Annotated in this window: 2 protein-coding genes; both read left to right on the top strand. The window is 35.9% G+C overall.

The annotated features are described in order from the left end of the window. The first annotated feature begins 246 nt into the window (after window positions 1–246). Window positions 247–1,062 carry a ZIP family metal transporter gene (locus HU235_RS06590; protein ID WP_174879696.1) on the top strand — a complete coding sequence of 272 codons (816 nt, stop codon included), beginning with the start codon at window positions 247–249 and terminating at the stop codon, window positions 1,060–1,062. Between the two features lie 268 nt (window positions 1,063–1,330). After that, on the top strand, window positions 1,331–1,614 hold a 284-nt coding region (locus HU235_RS06585), incomplete at its 3' end, for a hypothetical protein (RefSeq protein WP_174879695.1).

The following is a 1,614-nucleotide window of genomic DNA, read 5'->3' as shown; positions in this document are numbered from 1 at the left end:
CACTTACGCTACAATCAACCTTAATAAAGTTTGTACAAAAAACCGACCTCTTCGTAAAGAGTCTTTTCTTTATAGTTTTTTGCAATAAGCAATGTTCGGTTTTCATTAGAAATATTTTCGTTATGTCACCCTCTTTTTTAGTATGAAATGTTTGACTATTATTTTGCTTAGGACTAAAATGTTTCACATGGTAAACATTTTGAAATTGCTCTAAATTTTATCGATTATTAAAAAGGAGTCTTTCTCATGGTTGATTTTTTTCAAAATTTTAATCCGGTAACACAAGCATTTATCGCTACTTTATTTACATGGGGTATGACTGCATTAGGGGCAACGCTCGTTTTCGCAACAAAAACAATAAACCAACGACTTTTAGATAGCATGCTAGGGTTTGCTGGTGGTGTAATGATTGCTGCAAGTTATTGGTCTTTGCTCGGACCAGCCATTGAAATGTCTGAAAACAATGCAATTGGAGCTTGGTTTCCAGCAGCATTTGGATTTTTATTAGGCGGGATTTTTTTGTGGGGAATCGATAAGCTTTTACCACATCTTCATCCAAATACATCGATTGACAAAGCGGAAGGGTTTTATCGGAAAGAGCGAAAAAGAAGTACTCTGTTAGTTCTTGCGATAACTCTTCATAATATTCCTGAAGGGCTAGCTGTCGGAATTGCTTTTGGTGCACTTGCAAATGGGGGAACAGAAGCTTCTTTAGCTGGGGCACTAACTTTAGCAATAGGAATTGGGATTCAGAACTTTCCAGAAGGTGTTGCTGTATCTATGCCTTTAAGAGGGGAAGGGATGTCGCGGAGAAAGAGCTTCCTCTACGGTCAATTTTCGGGAATGGTTGAACCGATTGCTGCGGTCATTGGCGCGCTGGCTGTCTCGTTTATTGAACCATTATTACCTTATGCATTAAGCTTTGCCGCTGGAGCAATGATATTTGTTGTAGCAGAAGAAGTAATCCCAAGCTCCCAAGAAAAAGGAAATAAAGATTTAGCTTCAATGAGTTTAATGGTTGGGTTTGTTTTAATGATGATTCTCGATGTAGCATTAGGATAAATGGGGCTGATATATGTTGAAGGCTATTTATTTAACAATGAGAAACATACAATGTTGCAACTAAAACGAAAAGATCGCGAAATGCGGTCTTTTTTTATTGATTGCTGAAGGGAGCAGGAAGGTTATAGCGGAAGATACCAATTGCCAAAATTTAGTGTGTCAAATATGATGGGTTTATAAACAGAAAAAGGGTGATGAAGATGATTAAACATACAAATTATCATGCAGTTTTAGGTTTGAATGAAAACATGAGGAGGATATTAATTATATGTCAAAAACTGAAAATCAGAAGTATACAATAAGAAATTATATAGATACAGATGCGGATAAAATTGCTGAATTTGATTTCTTATCAATGCTAGCGTATAGGTACAATCGTGACTATGAAGCTTCCAATATATTTTGTGCGGTTGATGCGGAGGAAAATATAGTGGGGATAGGTCACTTAGAACCAGATCAAACATGGTTTTTTATTGATAAGAGCACGAAGCCATCTCATTTTGTTTATAAATTAAATTTATCTATTTCTTTAAATGAAAAATTTCATTGTCC

The sequence above is a fragment of the Metabacillus niabensis genome (assembly GCF_902829255.1).
Taxonomy (GTDB): domain Bacteria; phylum Bacillota; class Bacilli; order Bacillales; family Bacillaceae; genus Metabacillus; species Metabacillus niabensis.
The sequence above is the reverse complement of the archived record's forward strand: the minus strand, read 5'-3'. Positions and strand labels throughout refer to the sequence as shown.

Excerpts from the sequence above, each read along its gene's own strand:
- HU235_RS06590 (WP_174879696.1), top strand. The coding sequence starts at position 247 with ATGGTTGATTTTTTTCAAAATTTTAATCCGGTAACACAAGCATTTATC.